This window comes from Conexibacter arvalis, from assembly GCF_014199525.1.
Taxonomy (GTDB): domain Bacteria; phylum Actinomycetota; class Thermoleophilia; order Solirubrobacterales; family Solirubrobacteraceae; genus Conexibacter; species Conexibacter arvalis.
On sequence record NZ_JACHNU010000002.1, the window covers coordinates 282,235 to 302,527 of the forward strand.

General features: G+C 73.6%; 18 protein-coding genes. 2 read left to right on the forward strand and 16 right to left on the reverse strand.

The genetic code is table 11. The annotated features are described in order from the left end of the window. Nucleotides 1–93 precede the first annotated feature (93 nt). The 5 genes from nrfD to BDZ31_RS09880 form a co-directional block, all read right to left on the reverse strand. On the reverse strand, nucleotides 94–1,056 hold the full coding sequence (gene nrfD, locus BDZ31_RS09855) for an NrfD/PsrC family molybdoenzyme membrane anchor subunit (protein WP_183341567.1): 963 nt from the start codon (nucleotides 1,054–1,056) through the stop codon (nucleotides 94–96). Continuing rightward, nucleotides 1,053–1,958: a 4Fe-4S dicluster domain-containing protein gene (locus tag BDZ31_RS09860; protein WP_183341569.1), complete on the reverse strand. Its 906-nt coding sequence runs from the start codon at nucleotides 1,956–1,958 to the stop codon at nucleotides 1,053–1,055. The genes nrfD and BDZ31_RS09860 overlap by 4 nt, the downstream gene beginning before the upstream one ends. Beyond that, a complete protein-coding gene (gene fdh / locus BDZ31_RS09865) occupies nucleotides 1,955–5,161 on the reverse strand; it encodes a formate dehydrogenase (RefSeq protein WP_281381611.1) in 3,207 nt (1,068 codons plus the stop codon). Before fdh ends, BDZ31_RS09860 begins: the two co-directional genes overlap by 4 nt. 123 nt (nucleotides 5,162–5,284) lie before the next feature. After that, nucleotides 5,285–6,109, reverse strand: a complete 825-nt coding sequence (locus BDZ31_RS09875; protein ID WP_183341573.1) for an SDR family NAD(P)-dependent oxidoreductase — start codon at nucleotides 6,107–6,109, stop codon at nucleotides 5,285–5,287. Then, a complete protein-coding gene (locus tag BDZ31_RS09880) occupies nucleotides 6,109–6,789 on the reverse strand; it encodes an RraA family protein (protein ID WP_183341575.1) in 681 nt (226 codons plus the stop codon). Before BDZ31_RS09880 ends, BDZ31_RS09875 begins: the two co-directional genes overlap by 1 nt. A gap of 116 nt (nucleotides 6,790–6,905) precedes the next feature. Here BDZ31_RS09880 and BDZ31_RS09885 point away from each other — a divergent pair, with 116 nt between their 5' ends. Together BDZ31_RS09885 and BDZ31_RS09890 are read left to right on the forward strand one after the other, a co-directional pair. Beyond that, nucleotides 6,906–7,826: an SMP-30/gluconolactonase/LRE family protein gene (locus BDZ31_RS09885; RefSeq protein WP_183341577.1), complete on the forward strand. Its 921-nt coding sequence runs from the start codon at nucleotides 6,906–6,908 to the stop codon at nucleotides 7,824–7,826. 27 nt (nucleotides 7,827–7,853) lie between these two features. Beyond that, nucleotides 7,854–8,885, forward strand: a complete 1,032-nt coding sequence (locus BDZ31_RS09890; RefSeq protein ID WP_183341579.1) for a zinc-dependent alcohol dehydrogenase family protein — start codon at nucleotides 7,854–7,856, stop codon at nucleotides 8,883–8,885. 100 nt (nucleotides 8,886–8,985) lie between these two features. Here BDZ31_RS09890 and BDZ31_RS09895 read toward each other — a convergent pair whose 3' ends face one another. The 11 genes from BDZ31_RS09895 to BDZ31_RS09945 all read right to left on the reverse strand — a co-directional run bounded on the left by BDZ31_RS09895 (nucleotide 8,986) and on the right by BDZ31_RS09945 (nucleotide 20,276). Then, complete coding sequence (locus tag BDZ31_RS09895) at nucleotides 8,986–10,017, reverse strand: ABC transporter substrate-binding protein (RefSeq protein ID WP_183341581.1); 1,032 nt, start codon at nucleotides 10,015–10,017, stop codon at nucleotides 8,986–8,988. A 72-nt stretch (nucleotides 10,018–10,089) separates the two neighbouring features. Further along, complete coding sequence (locus tag BDZ31_RS09900; protein ID WP_183341582.1) at nucleotides 10,090–11,154, reverse strand: ABC transporter permease subunit; 1,065 nt, start codon at nucleotides 11,152–11,154, stop codon at nucleotides 10,090–10,092. After that, nucleotides 11,151–11,942, reverse strand: coding sequence for an ATP-binding cassette domain-containing protein (locus tag BDZ31_RS09905; RefSeq protein WP_183341584.1), 792 nt, complete (start codon nucleotides 11,940–11,942; stop codon nucleotides 11,151–11,153). The genes BDZ31_RS09900 and BDZ31_RS09905 overlap by 4 nt, the downstream gene beginning before the upstream one ends. A gap of 35 nt (nucleotides 11,943–11,977) precedes the next feature. Then, nucleotides 11,978–13,015: a class I mannose-6-phosphate isomerase gene (locus BDZ31_RS09910; RefSeq protein WP_183341586.1), complete on the reverse strand. Its 1,038-nt coding sequence runs from the start codon at nucleotides 13,013–13,015 to the stop codon at nucleotides 11,978–11,980. Nucleotides 13,016–13,050: 35 nt separating this feature from the next. Beyond that, on the reverse strand, nucleotides 13,051–14,526 hold the full coding sequence (locus BDZ31_RS09915) for a M81 family metallopeptidase (RefSeq protein ID WP_183341588.1): 1,476 nt from the start codon (nucleotides 14,524–14,526) through the stop codon (nucleotides 13,051–13,053). After that, the gene (locus tag BDZ31_RS09920) at nucleotides 14,523–15,278 is read right to left on the reverse strand and encodes an SDR family NAD(P)-dependent oxidoreductase (protein WP_183341590.1); all 756 of its coding nucleotides are present in this window, start codon (nucleotides 15,276–15,278) and stop codon (nucleotides 14,523–14,525) included. Before BDZ31_RS09920 ends, BDZ31_RS09915 begins: the two co-directional genes overlap by 4 nt. Nucleotides 15,279–15,303: 25 nt before the next feature. Beyond that, nucleotides 15,304–16,506, reverse strand: a complete 1,203-nt coding sequence (locus tag BDZ31_RS09925) for an enolase C-terminal domain-like protein (RefSeq protein WP_281381613.1) — start codon at nucleotides 16,504–16,506, stop codon at nucleotides 15,304–15,306. 139 nt (nucleotides 16,507–16,645) lie between these two features. Beyond that, nucleotides 16,646–17,446, reverse strand: a complete 801-nt coding sequence (locus tag BDZ31_RS09930; RefSeq protein WP_183341594.1) for an IclR family transcriptional regulator — start codon at nucleotides 17,444–17,446, stop codon at nucleotides 16,646–16,648. Between the two features lie 90 nt (nucleotides 17,447–17,536). Then, the gene (locus BDZ31_RS09935) at nucleotides 17,537–18,523 is read right to left on the reverse strand and encodes an aldose epimerase family protein (RefSeq protein ID WP_183341596.1); all 987 of its coding nucleotides are present in this window, start codon (nucleotides 18,521–18,523) and stop codon (nucleotides 17,537–17,539) included. After that, a complete protein-coding gene (locus BDZ31_RS09940; protein ID WP_183341598.1) occupies nucleotides 18,520–19,242 on the reverse strand; it encodes a PIG-L deacetylase family protein in 723 nt (240 codons plus the stop codon). Before BDZ31_RS09940 ends, BDZ31_RS09935 begins: the two co-directional genes overlap by 4 nt. Continuing rightward, a complete protein-coding gene (locus BDZ31_RS09945; protein WP_183341600.1) occupies nucleotides 19,239–20,276 on the reverse strand; it encodes a Gfo/Idh/MocA family protein in 1,038 nt (345 codons plus the stop codon). The genes BDZ31_RS09940 and BDZ31_RS09945 overlap by 4 nt, the downstream gene beginning before the upstream one ends. Nucleotides 20,277–20,293: the final 17 nt, after the last annotated feature.

The following is a 20,293-nucleotide window of genomic DNA, read 5'->3' on the forward strand; positions in this document are numbered from 1 at the left end:
CGTCCTCCCGCGCTCCGCGGTCGCGCGCCGCCGGCGGCGGCGCGCCGCTCCAGCCGCCCGCGCGGGCGCCTCGGACCGCGACGCCGAACGCCGTCATCGCGCCCCCTCCGCCACCCGTCCGTCGAGCGCTCGCCGGCTGGCGCCGTGGCCGCGGCCGCCGTCGACCCGCTCGCGCTGCGGCCCGACGACGTACTTCGGGTCCCGCGCCGACTGCAGCCCGGCCTTGAAGACGCTCCAGCGCTCGCAGACCGCGCCGGCCAGCACCATCCCGCCGCCGACCGCCGCGGCGACGCGGCTGCGGGCGCCGGCGGCGCCGATCAGCAGCGCGCCGCCGACGGTCAGGGCGCGCGCGGCGCGCGCGTAGGTGCCGGCCTGCTCGACGTGGTACGGCTCCCCGACCGCGCCGAGCCACTGCTCCATCGCCTGCACCGACAGCAGCTCCGCCGCGGCGCCGGCGAGCGCGACTCGCCGCGCCGGCGCCGCGTGCCGCACCGGCGTGGCGATCGTCGCGGCCGCGCCGGCGCTCGCGGCGGCGCCGGCGGCGAAGATCGCCGGCAGCTCGCGGCGCGCCCCGTGCCAGGCCGGCACGGCCGTCTGCGCGATCAGCGCCGCCGTGTACGTCGAGATCGGCAGCCCGACCAGCGCCGCCGCCGGCTTGGCGAGGCGCGCGGGACCGGCCAGCCGGCCCGTCAGGGCGTTCGTCGCCGCCACCGTCGTCGTCGCGCCGCCCGCGACGAGCAGCCACGAGCCGACGCTCATCGGCGAGGTGACCTTGAACATCCGCAGCATGTTGAGGAAGCGGTGCGGGACGCCGAGGTCGCTGATCAGCAGCAGCGGGCTGACGCCGATCCCGCCGAGCGCGATCGGCCAGGCGCGGCGCGCGAGCTGCTCGTGGCCGCCCAGCTCGGCGAGGTAGGCGAGCGCCGCCGATCCGCCGCCGAGGCCGCCGGTGAAGAAGTACCAGGGGATCTCGGGCTTCCAGATCGGCTCCTTGATGACGGGGTTGCCGTGGTAGGAGCGCTGGGGCGGCCGCGTCGCGCCGGTCGTCGCGCTCATCGCCGGCCTCCCAGCACCACGGCCGCGAGCGCGGCGCCGAGCGCGGCGGCGGCGACGCCGGCGGCCGCCCAGGTCGAGCCGAGGTCGCGCGTCGCGTCGACCGGGTCGGGCGGCAGCCCGTAGACCTCGGGGTCGTCGAGCAGCAGGAAGAAGGCGCCGGCGCCGCCGATCCCGTCGTCGTCGCCGGCGAGGTAGAGCTGCGCCCGCTCGGCGCCGGCCTCCGCCAGCGCCTCGACCCGCGCCCGGGCCCGCTCGCGCAGGTCGTCCAGCTCGCCGAACTGGATCGAGTCGGTCGGACAGGCCTGGGCGCAGGCCGGCTCCTGGTCGTCCTTGAGGCGGTCGTAGCAGAGCGTGCACTTCCACACGCGGCCGTCGCCCTCGCGCTGGTCGAGCACGCCGAAGGGGCAGGCGGGAACGCAGTAGCCGCAGCCGTTGCAGACGTCCTCCTGCACGACGACGGTGCCGAACTCGGTGCGGAAGAGCGCGCCGGTCGGGCAGACCTCCAGGCAGGCGGCCTCGGTGCAGTGCTTGCAGACGTCGGAGGCCATCAGCCAGCGCAGGCCGTCGCCCTCCTGGTAGGTCTGCAGGCCGGTCTCGGCGACGAGCTGGTCGAGGTTCGCCGCCTCGGCCAGCGAGCGCTCGGCGGCGTCGATCCCGAGCGGCTTGCGCTGCTCGACGAAGGCGACGTGGCGCCAGCTGTTCGCGCCGAGGTCGACGGTGTTGTCGTAGGAGTCGCCGGTGAAGCCCTGTGGCGACTCCGGCACGCGGTTCCACTCCTTGCAGGCGACCTCGCAGGCCTTGCAGCCGATGCAGATCGAGGTGTCGGTGAAGAACCCCATCCGCGGCTTCGCCTCGCCGTCGTAGGTGCCGGGCCAGGCGTGCGTGCGCAGCCGCTCGCTCATCGGCCCACCCCCGCTCTGCGGCGGTAGTCGGAGAGCAGCGCCGCCAGCGCCGGGCCGCGCGGACGGCGGCCGGGGCGGATGTCGCATGTGGCGACCTTGTACTCGGAGATGTGGACGTTGCGATCGAGCGCGAGCCCCAGCAGTTCGTTGGCCGCGTCGCCCTTCACGAGGCCCTTGCGCCCCCAGTGGTACGGCAGGCCGACGGTGTGCAACGTGCGCCCCTGGACGCGCAGCGGCTTGACGCGCTCGGTCACCATCACGCGCGCCTCGATCGCGGCGCGCGTCGTCGCGATCGTCGCCCAGCCGCCGTGCTCCAGGCCGCGCAGCGCGGCGAGCTGCGGGCTGACCTCGCAGAACAGCTCCGGCTGCAGCTCGGCGAGGTACGGGACGGTGCGCGACATGCCGCCGGCGGTGTGGTGCTCGGTCAGCCGGTAGGTGCCGAGCACGAACGGGAAGACGTCGGCGCCGGGCTGCGCGTCGGCGGGGTTGTAGGGGTTGCCCGGCCGCTCGAAGCGCTGCCGCGTCGGGCTGGCGCGGACGGCGTAGAGACGGTTGGGGACCGGCGACTCCTCGGGCTCGTAGTGGGTCGGCAGCGGGCCGTCGACGAGGCCCTGCGGCGCGTACAGCCAGCCGAGGCCGTCCGGGTGGAGGATGAACGGCGCGTCGCCGCGGATCGCGCTCGTGCCGGTCGCGCCGTCGGGCGGCGTGTAGTCGGGCGGGGTGGTCGGCTCGAAGTCGGGCACGTCGCCGAGCGACTGCCAGCTGCCCTCGTCCGCGTCCCACCAGACGTAGCGCTTGCGCTCCGACCACGGTCTCCCCTGCGGGTCGGCGGAGGCGCGGTTGTAGAGGATGTGGCGGTTGCCGGGCCACGCCCAGCCCCACTCGGGCGCGATCCAGTTCTGCTCGCGGCCGGGCTTCTTGCGGGCGGTCTGGTTGACGCCGTCGGCGTAGATGCCGGCGTGGATCCACGAGCCGCAGCTCGTCGAGCCGTCGGCTCTCAGCTCCTGGTATCTGGAGACGAATCTGCCGTCGGCGTGGCGGCCGTTGATCTCCTGCATGACCGCGTCGGCGTCCGGCTCCTGCTTGGGGCCTTGGAGCGGGTAGTCCCAGGTGAGGTCGAGCAGCGGCCGGTCGCGCTGCAGCGGCGAGCCGGCCAGCCGCGCGCGGATGCGCTGGCCGAGCTGGTAGGCGAACCACAGGTCCGAGCGGCAGTCGCCCGGCGGCTCGACGGCCTTGTGGTGCCATTGCAGGAGGCGCTGCGTGTTCGTGAAGGTGCCGTCCTTCTCGGTGTGGGCGGCGGCCGGGAGGAAGAAGACCTCGGTGGCGATCTCCTCCGGCCGCGTCTCGCCGGCCTCGATCTCGGGCGAGTCGTGCCAGAAGGCGGCGGTCTCGATCTCGCTCATGTCGCGCACGACCAGCCATTCGAGGTTCGCGAGCGCTCTGCGCATGAGGCCGGAGTTGGCCGAGCCGACGGCCGGGTTCTGGCCGATCACGACGAACCCTCTCGTGCGGCCGTCGAGCATCCGCAGCATCATCGGGTAGTGCGAGTGGTCGCCGTCGATCCGCGGCAGGTAGGAGTAGGCGAACTGGTTGTCGGCGGTCGCCGCCTCGCCCCACCACGCCTTCAGCAGGCTGGTGACGTAGGCGTCGAGCGATCCCCAGGCGCCGGTGTCGGGACCGTTCAGCTCGACGAATCTGGCGAGGTCGTCGCGCGAGGTCGGGTGCGGCATCGGGATGTAGCCCGGCAGGATGTCGTAGAGCGTCGGGATGTCGGTCGAGCCCTGGATGTTCGCGTGGCCGCGGAGGGCCAGCACCCCGCCGCCGGGGCGGCCGACGTTGCCGAGCAGCAGCTGGATGATCGAGGCGGCGCGGATCATCTGGACGCCGACGGTGTGCTGGGTCCAGCCGACCGCGTAGCAGATCGCCCCGGTCCGCTCGGGGCCGGAGTTGCGGCAGAGGGTCTCGGCGATCTGCAGGAAGCGCTCGCGCGGGACGCCGCAGACCTCCTCGACCATCTCGGGCGTGTAGCGGGCGTAGTGGCGGCGGAGGATCTGGAAGACGCAGCGCGGATGCTGGAGGGTCCAGTCCTCCTCCGGCGGCTCACCGTGCTCGAGCTTCATGCCGTGGGCGCCGTGGGCCTGGTCGCCGGAGACGTCGCCGGTCTGCTCCCGCTTGCCGGCGGTCAGCTCACCGCTGGTGCCGGCGTAGCCCCAGCTGTCGACGCGATAGAGGCCGTCTTCCTGCTCGAAGCCGGAGAAGTAGCCGTCGAGCTCGTCGGTGTCGCGGAAGCTCTCCTTGATGATCACGCGCGCGTTGGTGTAGTGGCGCACGTACTCGGTGAACTCCCGACGGCCGCTCATGATGTGGTTGATGACCGCGCCGAGGAAGACGATGTCGGTGCCCGGCCGCAGCGGCGCGTGCAGGTCGGCCATCGCGCTCGTGCGGGTGAAGCGCGGGTCGACGTGCATCACGGTCGCGCCCCGCTCCTTGGCCTCGATCACCCATTGGAAGCCGACCGGGTGCTGCTCGGCCATGTTCGAGCCCATGATCAGGATCGAGTCGGCGTTGGCGAGGTCCTGCTGGAAGGTCGTCGCGCCGCCGCGCCCGAACGAGGTCCCCAGACCGGGGACCGTGGAGGAGTGTCATATGCGCGCCTGGTTCTCGATCGAGACCGCCCCGAGGGCCGTGAACAGCTTCTTGAGCAGGTAGTTCTCCTCGCTGTCGAGCGTCGCCCCGCCGAGCGCCGCGATCCCGAGCGTCCGCCGCAGCGGCTCGCCCCTGGAGTTCTGGTCCTCCCACGTCTCGGCGCGGGTTCTGAGGACCCGGTCGGCGATCATCTCCATCGCCGTGTCGAGGTCGAGCGACTCCCACTCGGTGCCGTGGGGCCGCCGGTATCTGACCTGGTACTCGCGCAGCGGGCTGTTGACGTACGCCTCGGAGGCGGCGCCCTTCGGACAGAGCCGCCCGCGCGAGATCGGCGAGTCGGGATCGCCCTCGATCTGCACGACCTTCTCGTCCTTGACGTAGACCCGCTGCCCGCAGCCGACCGCGCAGTACGGGCAGATCGACTGCACGACGCGGTCGGCGGTGCGCGTCCGCGGCGCGAGCCGCTCCGACCGCCGCGAGCGGGCCGAGCGGCCCAGCCCGAGCGGGTCGGTTCCGAGCTGTCTGACGAAGCCGGGCAGCGGGACGCGCGGGGCCATGCGACGATGGATACCCCTGCGCGAGGGGCGGAAACTGCGCGGGCGGGCGGCCGGCGGGCGAGGCCGGCTCGTCGAGCGCCCCGCGCCGCCACCGGCCGCCTCATCCGCGAGCGCCGCGTCAGCTCACCAGACCGACCAGCCGCCGTCGACGACGACGTTCTGGCCGGTGACGAAGCCCGATTCGCGCGACGCCAGGAACAGCAGCGCCGACCGCATGTCGTCCTCGACGCCGACGCGCCCGACCGGCGCGCCCGCGGCGAGCGCGGCGACGACCTCGGGCGACATCGGCGGATCCTGCGTTCCGGGCAGCATGCCGGGCGAGAGGGCGTTGACCGTCACGCCCGCCGGGCCTCCGACGACGGCGAGATGGCGGGTGAGGCCGAGGACCGCGTGCTTGCTCGCGACGTAGGAGGCGATGTCGATGCCGCGGCCCGGGTAGCGCGCGGGATCGCCGGCCAGCGTGGCGTAGAGCGACGCGACGTTCACCACGCGCCCCCAGCCGCGCCGCATCATGGCGGGCATCAACAGCTGGCACAGGCGCATCGGGCCTTCGACGTTGACGCTCATGACGTCCCGCCACTGCTCCAGCGTCACGTCGTCCCACGCCTCCGGGCGCGCGTAGCCCGCGTTGTTGACGAGGATGTCGACCGCGCCGACGGCCGCGACCAGCCGCTGGACGTCCGCTTCGCTGGTGACGTCGCACCTCACGGCCCGGATCTCGCCGCGCTCGCCGAGCGCGGCGACGGCATCCTCGAGCGGATCGGCGCGCCGGCCGCAGATCGTCACGTTCGCGCCGGCGTCGAGGAGCGCGCTCGCGAGCGCACGCCCGATGCCGGTGCCGCCGCCGGTGACCAGCGCCTGGCACCCCGTGAGGTCGAAGAGGGCGGCCGCGCCGGCCGCGCGGTCGCGCGCTCCGTCCCGGTCGGGGGGCGGCGAATCGCGACGCATCACAGCACCTTGAACTTCGCGAACGCCGCCTCCATCGAGAGGCCGGTGCTCAGCTCGCCGCGCATCGTCGACTCCGTCGCGCGCTTCTCCTCCGCGAGCGCGAGGACCTCGGCGACGCGTTCGGCGGGAACGACGACCACGCCGTCGATGTCGGCCACGACGCAGTCGCCCGGGCGGACCGTCACGCCGCCGCAGTCGACCGGCACCGCGATCTCCTCGACGTCGACCCGACCGTAGCTGTCGCGCGGGTCGAGGCCGCGCACGAACGAGGGGAACCCCATGTCGATGAGCGCGTTCGCGTCGCGCGCGCACGAGTCGGCGACCACGCCGGCCGCACCGCGGAAGCGCGAGGCCGATGCCAGCAGCTCGCCCCAGAACGCCGCGCCGTCGCTCTCGGAGACGACCATCACGTCCCCTGGCTGAAGCGCGTCGACCGCGGCGATCTCCATCTTGTACGCATCGCTGAAGTCCGCGGGCGGCGCGTCGACCGCGACGACCTTCACCGTCGCGGCGTAGCCCGCCACGCGAAAGCCCGGCGTCAGAGGACGGATGCGCGCGTCCATCACCATGTCGGTGACGCCCAGCCGGTCGAGGCAGTCCGATGCCAGCGCCGCACCGAGCTCGGCCAGCCGGTTCACCGCCTCGAGGTCGCGTCCGTCCGTCCGCTGTCGTGCACTCACGCTTCGTCGTCTCCTTGATCGCCGTCCCAGACCCTTGCGAGTCCCCTGTCGCGCGTCGCTCTCGCCGACGCGGTGCGTCGCCAGCATACATCGACTATCCTCACTAGACAAGACAGATGGTTTCATCTAACGAGACTTCTCCGACAACCGAAGCCTCCCTCTTCTCCCACGCCGAGGCGCTCGTCGGCGAGGCTCCGCTGTGGGACCCGCGCGCCGGGTGCCTGTGGTGGACCGATCTCGCGCGCGGTCGGCTGCACGTGAGCGACGCGCGCGGCCACGCGATCGCGACGCGAACGCTCGGCACGTGGATCGGCGGCATCGCGCTCGACGGCGCGGGCGGGATCGTCGCCGCGGTCGACGACGGCGTCTGGAGCGTCCGCGGGGAGCGGGTCGAGCAGCGCGCCGCGCTCGAGCTCGACGCGCGGGCGGAGCGGGTCAACGACGCCGCGTGCGACCCGTACGGGCGCCTCTGGGTCAGCGTCGTCGGCACCGAGCCGCGGCGGGAGCCCGGCTCGCTCCACGTCGTGGAGCGCGGTGAGGCGCGTCGCGTGCTCGAGGGGCTCGCCTTCCCGAACGGCGTCGACTGGAGCCCGGACGGGTCGGCGATGTACGTCGCCGAGAGCGACGCCCGCCGGATCAGCCGCTTCGAGGTCGACCGCGTGCGGGGCCGCCTGGGGGCGCGCTCCACGTTCGTCCGGCTGCCCGACGACGACGGCCTGCCCGACGGGCTCGCGGTCGACGCGACGGGAGCGCTGTGGGTGGCGGTGTGGGGCGCCGGCGAGGTCCGCCGCTATTCGCCCGCCGGCCGTCAGATCGCCGTCGTCTCCTGCCCGGCGCCGCAGGTCAGCAGCTGCGCGCTCGGCGGACCGGCAGGTCGCACGCTGTACGTGACGAGCGCGACGCAGGGCATGACCGCCGGCGAGCGCTCGGCCCACCCCTTGGCCGGCTCGGTGTTCGCGGCGCGAGCACCGGCCGCCGGCCTCGTTCCACGCCCCTACCGCGATCCGAAAGGAAGCGCCGATGCCCAACTGCGGTGATCGTCCCTCTCGACCGTCGTCGATGCGATGAAGGCGGTCGTCCTCGCGGCTCCCGGCCAGATCGAGGTGCGAACGCTGCCCGATCCGGCGCCCGCGCGCGACCAAGTGGTCGTCCGCGTCCACGCGTGCGGCATCTGCGGCAGCGATCTGCAGCTCGTCGACGGAACCCTTGCCGGCGCAGCCTACCCCTTCGTCCCCGGGCACGAGCTCGCCGGCGAGGTGGTGGCCGTCGGCGCCGACGTCGCCGACCTGCGCGTCGGCGACCGCGTCGCGGCCGATCCGTCGCTGCCGTGCGGCACCTGCGCGCCGTGCCGCCGCGGGGCCGTCAACCTCTGCCGGCGCTTCGGCGTGATCGGCGCCAGCGTCGACGGCGGCTTCGCCGAGTACGTCGCGCTGCCGGCCCGCAACGCCTACGTCCTGCCCGAGCAGGTCTCCTACGCCGCCGGTGCGCTGCTGGAGCCGTTCGCGTGCGTCGTGCACGGCTTCCAGCGGCTCGCGCCGCCGGCCGGCAGCGCCTTCCTCGTCGTCGGGGCGGGAGCGATCGGCCTGATGCTGCTCGAGCTCGCGCTGCGAACGGCGCCCGCGGAGGTCGTGGCGGTCGAACGCCACGCCGAGCGGCGAGCGGTCGCGGAGCGGCTCGGGGCGCGCGCTCACGCGACCGTCGCGGAGGCGCTCGCGACGCGGCCGGAGGGCTTCGACTGCGTCGTCGACGCGACGGGCGTCCCTGCCGCCGTCGAGGAGGCGTTCGACACCGTCGCGCCCGGCGGCCGGCTGCTGCTGTTCGGGGTCGCGCGCGCGAGCGACCGGGTGCGCCTGGCGCCGTACCGCATCTATCGCGACGAGATCACGGTGCTCGGCTCGATGTCGGTCGGCCATGCGTTCGCGCCGGCGCTCGAGCTCGTGGCCGGCGGCGCGTTCGAGCTCGAGCGGCTCGTCACGCACACGGTCGGGCTGGAAGGCTTCGCGGAGGCGGTCGAGCTCCTGCGCCGTGGCGAGGCGCTCAAGACGCACGTCATCCCGTCGCTCGTCGACGGCAGCGGCGCCGCATCGGCGCGCTGACGGCAACCGTTCGAGCGCGACGGGGGCGGGGCCGTCCGGCCCCGCCCCCGTCGTCTCGCGGCAGCTCATCCGCCCGGCGTCTGCCCGGCGGCCGGCCCCCTCAGCACTTGTCGACGTAGAGGTATCTGGCGACCTCGGGATCGTCGACGTTCTCTCTCGTCGCGATCACCGGCGGCACGAGCACGTCTCTCTCCAACTCGGCTCTGTCGAGCTCGCCGCGGAGCACGCCGACGAGGTTCTTGATCCCGTCGTAGCCGAGCTGGTAGGGCTTCTGCACGACGAGCGCGGCGTAGGTGCCGTCCTTGAGCCCGCGCACCTGCTGCGGTCCCGCGTCGTAGGAGATCAGCTGCACCTCTCCCCTCTTGCCGGTCGACAGCAGGGCGCTGGCCGCGCCGACGCCGCTCGCCTCGTTCGTCGTGTAGATGCCGCGCAGGTCGGGGTTGGCGCGGACGGCGGCCGCCACCTGCGAGGCGGCTCTGTTCTGATCGGCCGTCTGGTTGTACTGGACCTCGAGCAGCTCGATCTCGGGGTGGTTGGCCTCGATCTCCTGCTGGAAGCCCTCGACGCGCTGCTGGTTGCCGGTCACCGCGGGGTTGAGCCCGATGATCTGGACCTTGCCCCCTCTCGGGCCGATCGCTCTGGCCATCGCTCTCGCCGCCAGTCTGCCGGCGGTGATGTTGTCGGTGATGATCGTCTGCGGCGTGATCGGGGGCTCCAGCGTCGCGTCCACCGCGATGACCTCGACGTCGCGGTTCATCGCGGTGCGGATCGGCTGGCCCATCGCGCGTGGATCGGTCGGCACGACGACCATGCCGTCGATGCCGCGCTGGACCGCCCCCTGGACGAGCGGCGTCTGCGCGGACGGGTTGAACTGCGGCGGGTCCTGCACCGACAGCTCGACGCCGCCCAGCTCCCTTGCCGCGTCCTCGGCGCCGCAGCGCATCGACGTGTAGAAGGCGAGCCCACGCAGGCCCGTGATCAGCGCGACCCTGACCTCCTCGCCTCCGCCGGGGCCGCCCGCGCTCGTCGCGCCGCCGTCGCCGTCAGAGCCGCATGCCGCCAGCGGCACGCCGAGGGCCGCGATCGCGAGCACGCCGGCGCAGCGGGTGCGCCACCCACCGTTGAGATACATCCTGACCTCCGGTTTGATTGACCGTCGGCGGCCGCCCGGAAGGGGCGCGGCCGCCGACGCGATCTGGTTGCGTCAGTTGAAGCGGGATCGGCGAAGCTGATCGAGCCAGACGGCCAGGATCAGGATCACTCCGACGACCACCAGCTGGTAGAAGGAGACGACGTCGAGGATCACGAGCCCGGTCGCGAGCACGACCGGGATCAGCGCGCCGAGCACCGCGCCGCCGACCGAGGCGCGGCCGCCGAAGAGGCTGGTCCCGCCGATGACGGTCGCGGCGAACGCGGCCAGCGCGTCGGTCTGGTGCCCTTCGAGGTTGGTCGTCCCGAAGCGCGCGAGATCGACGATGCCGGCGATCCCGGCGAGCACGCCCATCAACACGAACAGCGAGACGATGTGGCGGTCGACCGGCACGTTCGCGCGCCGAGCCGCCTCCTCGGAGGAGCCGATCGCGAGCGTGCGCATGCCGAAGCGGGTCTTGGTCAGCACGAACCACATCGCCGCCGCGACGATCGCGGCGAGGAAGACCGGCAGCGGGATCCCGGCCAGCTTGCTGCCGGCGAAGTCGGTCTGCAGCTGCTGCGGCACGTTCGGGACGTTGACGCCGTTGGTCACGATCAGCGCGATCCCGTTGAAGATCCCCATCGTCGCGAGCGTGACGATGAAGGAGTTCAGCTTCAGGCGCGTGACGATCAGGCCGTTGACCGCGCCGAGCAGCGCACCGCAGGCGATGCCGGCGGCGACGCCGCCCGCGATCCCCAGCGCGAGGTTCGGGTACACGCCCGCGGCGACCTCCTCCGCGCTGCCCGCCAGGGCCGTCGTGACCTTCGCCGACACGATCGAGCAGAGCAGCAGGCTCGAGCCGATCGACAGGTCGAGGAGGCCCGCGCCGAGGATGAACGTCGCGCCGACCGCGAGGATCACGGCGATCACCGAGTTGACCGCCATGTCGCTGATGTTGTCGGCGCGCAGGAAGACGCCGTCCGACAGCGCGCCGAACAGCAGGATGATCGCGAGCAGCGCGACCGCCACCCACAGCGTCGTCGAGCGCACCGTGCGGCCCAGCGCCGTCTGCTGCGCGGCGGCGGCGACCCGCGGGTCGACGTCGCCGAGGGCCGCCAGCTCTCTCACTGAATTCACTGTGTCACCTCCGCGCCCAGCATCAGGCGCAAGACCTCGTCGACGTTCGTCTTCTCGCTCTCGAGCGTCACCAGCACGCGGCCGTGGCGCATGATCGCGATGCGATCCGCGAGCGAGACGATGTTCGGGATGTCGTGCGAGACGACCACCACGGCGAGCCCGCGCGCAGCCGTCGCCTTGATCGTGTCGTAGACGATCGCGGTCTGACGGGCGCCGAGCGCCGCCGTCGGCTCGTCCATGACGACCGCCGTCGTCGCCCACATCACCGCTCGCGCGATCGCGACCGCCTGCCGCTGTCCGCCGGACAGATCCCGGACCGGCCGCGAGACCGACGGGATCGTGACGCCGAGGTCGTCGAGCGCCTGCTCGGCGCGACGTCTCATCTCCCCGCGCGCGAGCAGCCCGATGCGGCGCCCGATGCCGCCAAGGAGCTGCTCCCGTCCGAGGAAGACGTTCTCCAGCGCCGACAGGTCGGGCGCCTGCGCGAGATCCTGGTAGACGGTGAAGATGCCGCGCCGCTGCGCGTCGGCGACCGACGCGATCTCCGCGCTGGCGCCGTCGATGACGATCTCGCCCGACGTCGGCACGACGTTGCCGGAGAGCGCCTTCATGAGCGTCGACTTGCCGGCGCCGTTGTCGCCGACGACCGCCAGCACCTCGCCAGCGCGGATCTGCAGCGTGGCGCCGCGCAGGGCCTGGATGTGCCCGAAGCTCTTGGTGATGTCTCGCAGCTCGATCGCGTGCGCACGCGCGGTGGATCGCTCCGCTGTTGAGACGGGGGGTCTCATCTCTCGCTCCATCGTCGTTTCCATCGCAACTGCTCTCAGCTGCCGGGCGTTCCGCCGCCGACCGCGGGAGGCAGGCACAGCAGCGCCTCGACCTCGCCTGCCAGACGGCAGGGACCGGCCGCATGCGGCACGACCCACGTCTGCCCGCCGGCGACCGCCTGCTCGCCGTCGCCCGCGCGCAGCCGGCCCTCCCCGGCGAGCACGACGAGCACGCCGAACGTCGGCGGGCCGAGCGCGAGCTCGCCGCGGACGGTCAGGCGCTGCGCGTCGAAGAACGGCAGCGACGCCTGCGGGAACAGGTGCTCGGCGCGGCTCTCGCCGGCGGTGCGCTCGATCCACGGGGCCGCCCAGCATTCGCCCACGCGCGCGGCGAAGCTCCGGCGGTGGAGCTCCTCGAGCGCCGTCTCCCAGCCGAGGCCGAGCGTGGCGACCTCGTCGTCCATGCCGAAGCGCGCGTGCTCCATGTGGATCGAGAACGACGTCGGCTCCTGCAGCTCGCACATGAGGATGCCGGGGCCGAACGCGTGCGGCACGCCGGCCGGGACGTAGATCGCGTCGCCGGCGGTGACGTCGCGGCGGTTCATCGCGGCGAGCATCGCGTCGTGGTCCTGGCGCGCGACCCAGCGACGCACGGTCTCGAGCCCGACCTCCTCGCGGAAGCCGAGCCAGACCGCCGCGCCGGGCCGCGCGTCGAGGATCACCCACCCCTCGGTCTTGCCGTACCGCGAGCCGAGGTTGCGTCGCGCGAACGCGTCGGTCGGGTGGAAGTGGACCGGCAGCCGCTCGCCGGCGTCGAGCAGCTTGACGAGGACGCCGGGCGTGCCGATCGCGCCCGCGAGCGTCGCTCCGAGCCAGCCGTCGGGATCCTCGGCGATCGCCGCGCGCAGCGTCCGCCCGTCGGGCAGGTGCGAGACCCCCCAATCGGCGCGCCCCTCACCGCGTGCGAACTGCGCCGGCAGCTCCCACACCGAGCCGACCCAGTCCTCGGGACCGGCGATCGTCCCGGGGGCGGCGCGGAAGGCGTCGATGGCGGCTCCGCCGGAGTACGAGAGCGGAACGCGGTTGTCTGCCATCAGGCACGGCGTCGCTGCCGTGGGGCGGTGTGGAGTCATGCGTCCTCCAGGGGGTAGAGCGGGCGCGGCGCCCGCACGTAGGTCAGGTGGGAGAGGCGGGGCGTGCTCGGACCCGGGATGTCCAGGAACAGCGGCTCGCCGCGCATGACCTCCGCGAAGCCCGCGCGGAACAGCGTCGCCGAGCGCACGACGATCACGTCGGCGGCGGCCGGCTCGAGGCCGAGCGCCCGGAAGGTGGCGACGTCGAAGGTGCTCGGAGGGCGCTCGGAGACGAGCACGTGCAGCGACCCGCTGCGGATGACCGCGGCGCGGCCGATCGACACCTCCATGCCGGCCCACACCGGTCCCGCGAGCGTGATCGGCCCGTCGTGAAGGGCCGTCACGGTGCCGCGCAGCGGCACGGGCGCGTGGAAGCGCGCGTCGATCGACGCCCCGACGCGGACGTCCACGTCGGCGCCGACGCCGGTGGCGGCGCAGGCCGCCACGGCGGCGCGGTCGACGACCGTGACGTAGGCGGTGAGCCCCGCTCCGTGGTCGAGCAGCGCCCGCACCATCGCAGGGCTGTCGCCGGTCGCGCCCGCGGTCGGCGAGTCGGAGGACTCCGACAGCAGCACCGGCCCTTCCCGCCTGCGCGCCTGCGCGATCGCCGCGGTCGGCGTGTGCAGCGGGACGTCGAGACCGGCGCGCGCCGCCCATGCGAGGTCGGCCAGTCGCTCCGCCGCGACCCGGCCGCCGGCCGCGTCGCCGTCCGTGGTGACGACCGCCGCGAACCCGAGGTCGGGAACGTCGAGCCAGGGCTGGGCGAGGAACAGCGACGCGTCCAGCGCGCCGTCGCGCTGCAGCTCGTCGGCGGCGCGGCGCAGTCCCGCGACCGGCTCCTCGCTCGTGGAGCTGGTCTCGGCCGGGACCAGCAGCGGCCGCTTCGCCAGCACGGAGACCGGTGCGCAGCGCCCGAGCAGCGTGTCGTGCACGAGGCGCGCGGCGCGGCGGCCGGTGTCGGCCTGGTCGACGTGCGGGTACGTGCGATAGCCGATCACGAAGTCGGCCGGCTCCAGCAGCGCGTCGGTGACGTTGGCGTGGAGGTCGAGGCAGACGCCGACGACGACCGCCTCGCCGACCAGCTCGCGCACCCGCGCCACGACCGCGGCGTCTCCGGCCTCGCCGTCGGCGACGCAGAGGGCGCCGTGCAGCGCCAGGACGATTCCGTCGAGCGGCCCGCTCGCGGTCAGCTCGCGCTCGAGCGACGCCAGCAGCTGCTCGAACGCGCCCCGCTCGACCGGCGGGCCGGACATCGCCCAGGCGCGGAACAGCGGGACGACCTCCGCGCCGAGCCGGGCGAGCTCGTCGCAGGCGCCGGCCAGCTCGGTGTTGGTCCCGTACATGCGGGAGAGCGCCTCGGCCCCGCGATGCAGTCCGTTGCAGGCGAAGTCCTCCAGCGTCGAGGCGCCGACCGCGAAGGTGTTGCTCTCCTGCATCAGGCTCGCGACGCCGATCCGGGGAGGCCCGCTCATCGCAGCACCCATCCGCCGTCGACGACCAGCGATTGGCCGGTGATGAAGCCCGCGGCCTCCTGGCACAGGAACGACACGACGCCGGCGACGTCGGAGGGCATCCCCCGCCGCTGCAGCGCCTGCACGGCGAGCACCTGCTCGTCGACCTCCGCCTGGTCGCCGTAGCGCGCCTCGTCAGGGGTCGTGATCGCGCCGACCAGCAGCGTGTTAACGCGTACGCCCTGCGGGCCGAGCTCGCGGGCCAGCGCCCGCGTGAAGCCGATCTGCGCCGCCTTCGAGGCAGCGTAGTGGAGGTTCCCGGGCTTGCCCGTGACCGCCCGGATCGAGGAGATGTTGACGATCGATCCGCGGTGCGCGGCGAGCGACGGCAGCAGCGCCTTCGCGGTGAGGAAGCAGGCCGTGACGTTGGTTCGCAGGACGCGGTCCCAGTCGTCGGCGGTCAGCTGCAGCCACGGCCGCTCGGCGGTGACCGACGCCGCCGCGTTGTTGACCAGGAGGTCGACCGGCCCGAGCGCGTCGCTCGCCGCGGCGGCCATCCGCTCGACCGCGCGCTCGTCGCCGACGTCGGCCTCGATCGCCAGCGCGGCGCCGCCCGCGGCCTCGATGCGGCGCACGACCTCGCCGGCGGCGCCGGCGCTGTCGGCGCCGCGATGGTTGACGGCCACCGCGGCGCCGTCGGCGGCGAGCCTGAGCGCGATCTCCGCGCCGATGTTGCGCGCCGCGCCGGTGACGAGCGCGACGCGCCCGTCCAACGGCCTGCTCGAGTGCGCGCGCATCTCAGTAGAGCGGCAGCACGGGCCACCACTCGGGCTTCCAGGGGTTGCGGAACTCGTCGGCCTCCCCCTGCTCCTCGTAGAGACGGGCGTACTTCGCGACCTTCTCGGGATCGAGCTCGACGCCGAGGCCGGGTCCCTCGGGCACGGCCAGCGTGCCGTCGACGAAGGTGTGCGGCTCGGTGATGACGTCGTCGACCTGCTCGGGGAGGTGCGAGTCGATCGCATGCCGGATCTGCGGGTGCGCGGCCGCGAAGTGCAGCATCGCCGCCGTCGACACGCCCAGCTCGCGATCGCTGTGCAGGCTGAACCCGAGCGAGAACGTGTCGCAGACGCGCGCGAGCTGGCCGGCGGCGACCGGCCCGCCCCAGAAGTGAACGTCGCCAAGGATCACGTCGAGCGCTCTGGCGCGCACGACGTCGGGCACCTGCTCGAAGGAGACGCAGCACATGTTCGTCGCGAGCGGCACCGGCACCATCGCGTTGACGCGGCCCATCCCCTCGATGCCGGCGACGGGGTCCTCGCAGAACTCGATGTCGAGCTCGGCCGCGCGCGAGAGGAACCGCACCGCGGTCGCCACGGACCAGACCTGGTTGGGGTCGATGCGCAGGTGGCGCATCCGCGTCCCGAGCTCGGACCGCAGGCGCCGGACGTCGGCGAGCTCCTCCTCGGGGTCCTTGATCCCGTTCTTGACCTTGACGTCGCGGAAGCCGTGGGTCTCGACGAGCTCGATCGCATGGTCGACGACCGACTCGACCGTGCGCTCGTCGGGGCTCGAGCTGGCGTAGCGGTAGAAGGCGTACGCGGCGAACTCGATCCGCTCGCGCTCGATGCCGCCCCACAGATCGCCCGCGCGCTTGCCCAGCGAGCGCCCCGCGGCATCCCAGCAGGCCATCTCGACGCCGGCGCCGGCGAGCTTCATCGCGCCGACGACGTGCAGCTGCTCGCTGGTGACGCGGTAGTAGGAGAACCGGCGCGCGATCCGGGCCGCCTCCAGCACGTCGACGCCGACCCACAGCTCGCGAGCGGCCTCGACCATCGCGGCGACCGAGGCCCCTCCGCGGGTCTCGCCGATCCCGATCGCTCCCTCGTCCGTGATCAGCTCGATCACCGTGCGCGCCGTGCCGGTCTCCGTGCCGCTGGAGTGCAGCAGGGGGCGCCGCATCGGCACAAGCACCGGCGTCGCGCGAATCTCGCGAATCCTCATCCTCGCCTCACGTCTCGTTAGATGAAACCAAAGGTCTCGTTGGCTAAAAACCTATGGTCGCCTCCGGACGTTGTCAAGCGACCCGCCGCGCACCGGCGGGCGAGATCGACGAGATCGCGGGATCGCGGCGCGCCGCCGCTCAGCGAGCGGCGAAGGCGCCGAGGCCGTTGAGCTCGGCGGCGAGCTCGGCCGCCGTTCTCACGAGCGCCGCGCCGACGGCCGGCACGTCTTCCGGCGCGAGGTGCGCGGCCGGCGCGCTCTGGCTGATGGCGACGCGCATGCCGCCGGGAACGGCGGTGGCGGGAATCGCCGCCGCGACGCAGCGCCCGTGCGGCTCGTTCTCAAGGTCGTCGACGGCGTAGCCGATCTCGCGCACCCGTCTGAGCTCGTCGAGATAGGCATCGACCGTCGTGATGGTCCGATCGGTCAGGCGCGGCATGCCGTCGGATCTGAGGATCGCCTTGACCTGCCTGACGTCGAGCTGGGCGGCGATCGCCTTGCCGAGCGCCGTCGAGTGGATCGGGTCGCGGTCGCCGGGACGCGCGGCGAGCCGCATGCTGTTGCGACTCTCGACGATGTCGAGGTACGCGACGCGGTTGCCGTCGAGCCGCCCCAGGTTGATCGTCTCGCCCAGGGCGTCGCGCAGCCGCTCGAGGTGCGGTCGCGCGACGTCGTGGAGCCGCTCGAGCACCGTTCCGTGCAACGAGGCGGCGGCGAGGCCGAGGCGATAGACGCCGCGCGACGTGTCGCGCTCGACGAAGCCGTACTGCTCCAGCGTGGCGATGTACCGAAATGCCGAGCTTCTCGGCAGCCCGGTCACTCTTCCGATCTCGCCGAGCGTGGCGCCGCCACGCGATGCCCCCAGCAACGTGAGGATCTCGCAGACGCGAGCGACCGCGCGAATCGTGTAGGAGGGTCTTTCAGCCTGGTCTGCGGACATGTGGCTCAACCAGCGGGGTGGCGTGAGTGAAACCACTCTACTCGCCTAGCGAACCAACCGGGCAGCGCACCCGCGCGACGGGCAGCTCTCTCATCCCGGCGGAGACGGTCGCGCCGCGGCCGCCAGCTCCTCCCATCGCAGCGCGATCGTCGTCGCGGCGACGGCGCCCGGAGCGAGCGCGCGGACGGCGCGGGCGGCCTCGGCCTCCCGCATCCCGCGACCCGGGATCGTCGAGAGCTCGACGGCGAAGGTGTCCGCCCCGCCCCAGAAGGGCGACACCGGCGCGCGGAGGTTCTGCCACAGCAGCGCATGCTCGAACAGCTCGGCGTCGAAGGTGAGCGCGAGCGCCCGTCCCACGGCCGGCGCCGTCAGGCGCACGACGCCGGCGCGCAGCCGCAGGCAGACGTGGTCGAGGCGTCCGTCGGCGCGCGCCGGGACGATCGAGACGTCCTCCGCGCCGCCGTCCGCGCGCGGGGCGCGCGGCCACGCGAACGCGGCGCCGGCCCGCAGTCTGGCGCACGCCGGGACCGAGGCCGGCTCCGGCACCCGCGCCGCGTCGACGTCGAGCGTGAGCCGCCCGCCGGCGAAGGTCGCGCGCGAGAAGCAGGGATGGTGGCCCCAGGCGAACGGCGCGGCCGCGGCGCCGACGTTCTCGATCCGCTCCTCGACGAGCAGCCGCGGGCCGTCGAGCGCGACCCGGCGGCGCACCTCGAACGGGCGGCGCACGGTGCGCACGCGCGCGACCACCTCCGTCGGCGTCGCCTCCAGCTCCTCCCACGGCAGCCGCGCGAGCTCGCCGTGCATCAGCGACGACGGGTCGTCGGGCGGCGGGTAGCCGACGTCGGGGAACATCGTGAACCAGCCGCCGACGAACAGGTCCGCGAAGGTGGCGTCCGACGCCGCGCCGGACGGGCCGAGGGCGCGCGTGCAGCGCGCCGGCTCATGGCCGGCGCGCTGCCACAGCGCCTCCGCGCCGCTGCGCAGATCGACGATCGACGTGATCGCGAAGCCATGCGCCGGCGCGCAGCGGACGCGCAGCTCGGCGTTGGCCAGCTCCCGCTCGCCCGCGACCGTCATGCGCCGGGGAGCGGTCCCGGGCGCAGCCGCGGCCACGCCAGCGCCGGCGCGAACGCCTCCGCGTAGGCGACACCGCACTGCAGGCCGCGGAAGGCGCCGACGACCTCCGCGTAGCGGCGCAGGTCCCAGCCGCCGAACTGGTCCATGTTCGCCATCTGGGACTCGTGGAGCTCGAGCAGCTCGAGCTTGCGTTCGAAGTGCGGGCTGATGTCGACATAGGTCGTCGGCTGCCACTCCAGGCCGGTGATCGCGTCGGTGTAGAACAGCTGCGGCGCGCGCGCCAACGGCTCGTGGTCGGTCGCGATCGTGCGGACCGGCGCCAGCAGGCACGCGTGGTGGGCGAGCTGGCTCGTCACGGTGTGGTCGACGTTGTAGTCGACCGGCGGCGGCGCGTAGACGACGTCGGCGCGCGCCGCCCGCAGCACGTCGGTCAGCGCGAGCCGCAGGTCGGGCGTGTCCTCCAGCAGCTCGTCGGGCGCGTCGAGGCAGACGTAGCGCCCGCCGAGGCGCTCGGCGACGGCGGCCGCCTCCGCCGTGCGGATCTCGGCGACGCGCGCGTGCGACAGCGACAGGTCGTGCTGGCCGCCCTTGTCGCCGTTGGTGACCGTGACCGTCGTGATCTCGACGTCGCCGCGCGCCCGCCAGGCGAGCAGCGTGCCGAGGCAGTGGAGCTCGACGTCGTCCTGGTGGGCGCCGACGCAGACGATCGACGTCGTCATGCCGCTCGCCCGGCCGCCGCGCCCTCGACCGCGACGCTCTCGCCCCGCTCGAGGGCGGCGCTCATCGCCGCCAGCACGCGTGTGACCTGCGCGCCCTCGGCAGCGTCGGGGCCAGCCGGGCGGCCGTCGCGCACGCCGGCGACGAAGGCCGCGCACGACTGGAACCACCAGCCTTGCGGGCGGCCGTCCTGGTCGGGCATGACGAAGTCCCAGCCCTGTGCCTCCACGCCGCCGCCCAGGTACGTGGCGCCGAGCGAGCCGAAGTCCATCCGCGCCGTCCCGCGCGTCCCGATCACCTCGACGGTGAAGTCGGCGGCGACCGGCGAGGAGTCCGGCAGCAGCCAGGAGGAGGCGAGCGTCGCCGAGGCGCCGCCGGCCAGCTCGGCGACGTAGGTGACCGACGTCGGCCCCTCGTAGCCGGCGAGCGCGTCGGGCCGGCCCCGACCGGCCGCGCCCGCGACGCGGACGACCTCCGACCCGGCGATCCACTGCAGCAGGTCGACGAGATGGGAGACCAGGAACCAGGTGGGGTCGGTGCGGTCGTGCCACGCCAGCCCGGCGATCTTCGAGGCGGTCTCGTGGCCGCGCAGCGCGATCGACTCGATGGTGCCGAGCTCGCCGGCCTCGATCCGGCGGCGCAGCTCGATCAGCGACGCGCGGCGGCGGTTGCCGTAGTTGACCATCAGCGACCCCGACGACGCCTCGCAGGCGGCGACGATCCGCTCGGCCTCGGCGACGTCCATCGTCAGCGGCTTCTCGCACAGCACGTGCACGCCGGCCGCGAGGCAGTCGAGCACCGGCTGCGTGTGCGCGAAGTCCGGCACCGCGATCGCGACCGCGTCGGGCCGGCCCTCGCGCAGCAGCTGCCCGAGCGAGCCGAGCGCCGACACCCCATGGACGCCGGCGAGCGCGCCGGCCCGCTCGACGTCGAGATCGACGACGCAGGTCAGCTCGGCGTCGCGGCTCTTCGCGAACGCCTCCGCGTACAACGCCCCCATCGTCCCCGCGCCGATCACCGCGCACCGTACGCCCATCGTGTTCTCCTTCGTTC